Origin of the sequence: Methylopila musalis, from assembly GCF_042679725.1 — a bacterium.
Taxonomy (GTDB): domain Bacteria; phylum Pseudomonadota; class Alphaproteobacteria; order Rhizobiales; family Methylopilaceae; genus Methylopila; species Methylopila musalis.
Genome location: NZ_JBHTMX010000298.1, coordinates 1 through 2,343, shown reverse-complemented (window position 1 = coordinate 2,343; position 2,343 = coordinate 1). Strand labels below are relative to the sequence as shown.

General features: G+C 70.1%; 3 protein-coding genes. 1 reads left to right on the top strand and 2 read right to left on the bottom strand.

The annotated features are described in order from the left end of the window. Positions 1-257: 257 nt before the first annotated feature. The gene (locus ACFQ4O_RS16945) at positions 258-1,082 is read right to left on the bottom strand and encodes a MipA/OmpV family protein (protein WP_378777465.1); all 825 of its coding nucleotides are present in this window, start codon (positions 1,080-1,082) and stop codon (positions 258-260) included. Between the two features lie 271 nt (positions 1,083-1,353). Here ACFQ4O_RS16945 and ACFQ4O_RS16940 point away from each other — a divergent pair, with 271 nt between their 5' ends. Continuing rightward, entirely contained in the window at positions 1,354-2,193 is an 840-nt protein-coding gene (locus ACFQ4O_RS16940) for a DeoR/GlpR family DNA-binding transcription regulator (RefSeq protein WP_378777463.1), read from the top strand. On the opposite strand, the gene ACFQ4O_RS16935 is transcribed toward ACFQ4O_RS16940, so the two are convergent. Beyond that, positions 2,148-2,343: flavin reductase family protein (locus tag ACFQ4O_RS16935; RefSeq protein ID WP_378777461.1), on the bottom strand; the 196-nt coding region annotated here is incomplete at its 5' end. The genes ACFQ4O_RS16940 and ACFQ4O_RS16935 overlap by 46 nt on opposite strands.

Sequence of the window (2,343 nt, the reverse complement as noted above, 5' to 3'; positions counted from 1 at the left end):
CGCGACCCGGACCGACAGCGAAGCCGCGGGGTCGGTCGCGCCGACCGCCGCCAGAACCGCCGCCTGGCTGACCGCGCTGGTCCGCTCCCGGTCGGCGGCGTCGATGTCGAGCGGCGGGCGGCTCGCGCCCACCGCGGAAACGGACGTCACCATGGACAGCCCCTCCCCTCTCGCGGTGGATGAAGGGGAGAGCCTGCGCGGCGACGTCCGAAGAAGGCGTGCCGAAATCCGTTAAAGTCTTAACGGACTTCGCGTTTTCACCAGTTGAAGTCGAAGGTGTAAGCCACGCCCAGGCCGACCGTGAACTGGTCCTTGGACTTGAGGCGGCGCACGATCGGGCTGTCGGCGGCGTCGCCGACCAGACGGTTGTAGGCGCCGAAGGCCGTGGTGCTCCAGTTCGGCGTCCAGTCGTAGGTGACGGCCGCCGCCGCGCCCACCGACTTGATGCCGCCGCCGGCCTTGTAGCGGGACAGACGGCCGTTGCGGATGGCGTCGCGGGTGGTGACGCCGAAATACTCGTTCATGAAGTCGCTGTCGCCGAGCGACAGGCGCGGGCCGGCCGAGACCGTGAAGGCGCCGAAGCGTTCGATCCAGTCCGCCGCGATGTCGCCGACGAAGCCGTCATGGCCGCCGACGCCGTGGCGCAGCTCGCCGCGGATGCGGGTGTTGGTGGTCGGGTAGATCTCGACGAACACGCCGGGCTCCACCGCCCAGTCCACGTCGTGGACGCCACGGATGCGGCGCTCGTCGCTGCTGTCGCGCTTGGACTTGATGCGCGCCACCGGACCGATCTGGAACCGCTCGCTGTCGAACAGCGCGAAGCCGAAGCCGTCGTCCGGCGCGCCGAACTTCCACGGCTGGCCCGGACGGCGGATGCTCAGGCCCGGATAGCCGCTGACGGAGTAGTCGCGCGCGCCCTCGAACTCCGGCGACAGGACGCCGGTGGCCTTGATCGTGACGCGCCAGTCCGGCTGCACGCCGTCGGAGGGGGCGACGACGGTGCTCTCCACGTCCAGCGGCGCGTCGGCGGCCAGAGCGGGGACGGCGGCCGCGGCGAGAGCGACGAACGAAACGGCGAGCATTCGGATCATCGGGTTCGTTTCCATGGTGGCGGTCGGGCGCGTCAGGCGAGCGCGCCGCAATCTCTCGCCTAGTGATAGGGCTTCCTTGTCGTCCGTTCAGCCCAAAAACCGTCAAAATCGAGCGCCGTGGCGCCAGGGACACGGTCCCGCGAGCCGCAACGACCGCGCCTTCGATCGCGCTTTTTTGAAACTTTCTCGAACGGGGGGATTGCGGGAGCGTTTCCGCATGTCATCCTTCGGCAAAACGATTAAAAATTAGCGGGAGGGGACGATGGAGCGGCTAAATCCGCGCCAGCAGGAGATCGTGACGCTGGCCCGGGCGTCCGGTCGGGTCGGGGTCGAGGAGCTTGCGGCGCGTTTCGCGGTGACGCCTCAGACCATACGCAAGGATCTGAACGAGCTGTGCGATCGCCGCCTGCTCGCGCGCGTCCATGGCGGGGCCACGGTGTCGTCGGGCGTGGAGAACGTCGGCTACGAGGCGCGGCGCTTCATCGCGCAGGATGAGAAGCGGGCGATCGGCGAGGCCGCCGCGCGGCTGATCCCGAACGGCGCCTCGCTGTTCATCAACATCGGCACCACCACCGAGGAGGTGGCCCGCGCCCTCGACGGGCATGAGGGGCTGCTCGTCATCACCAACAATCTGAACGTCGCCACCCTGCTCTACCGCCATCCCCGGATCGAGGTGATCGTGGCCGGCGGGCCGGTGCGGCGCGCGGACGCCGGCATCGTCGGGCCGCCCGCGGTGGAGCTGATCCGCCAGTTCAAGGTGGACTACGCCGTGATCGGCGTCTCCGCCATCGACCAGGAGGGCGCGCTGCTGGACTACGACTACCGCGAGGCGGTGGTGAGCCAGGCCATCATCGACAACTCCCGCGAGGTGCTGCTGGTGGCCGACCGGCTGAAGTTCGACCGCTCGGCCCCGGTGCGCATCGGGCGCCTGTCCGACATCGACTTCTTCGTCACCGACCGCATGGAGTCGCCGACGGTGGCGGCGCTGTGCCGGAACCATGAGGTGCAGGTGGTGGAGGCGCTGGGGGAGCGCCCGTCGGCGGGCCTGCCGCCGGTTCAGGAGCTGGACGGCGTGTCCGCGCGGCTCGCCGCCGCCAGATAGCCCCGGCTGCGGTAGAGCAGGCTTGGCGCGCCCGCCTCGCCGGCGCGCACCGCCTCCAGTCGCAGCAGCACGATCAGGTGCGAGCCCACCGGCCGCGCCTCGACCACCCGGCCGTCGAACACGGCCACCGCGCCGCGCAGCGTCGGCGCG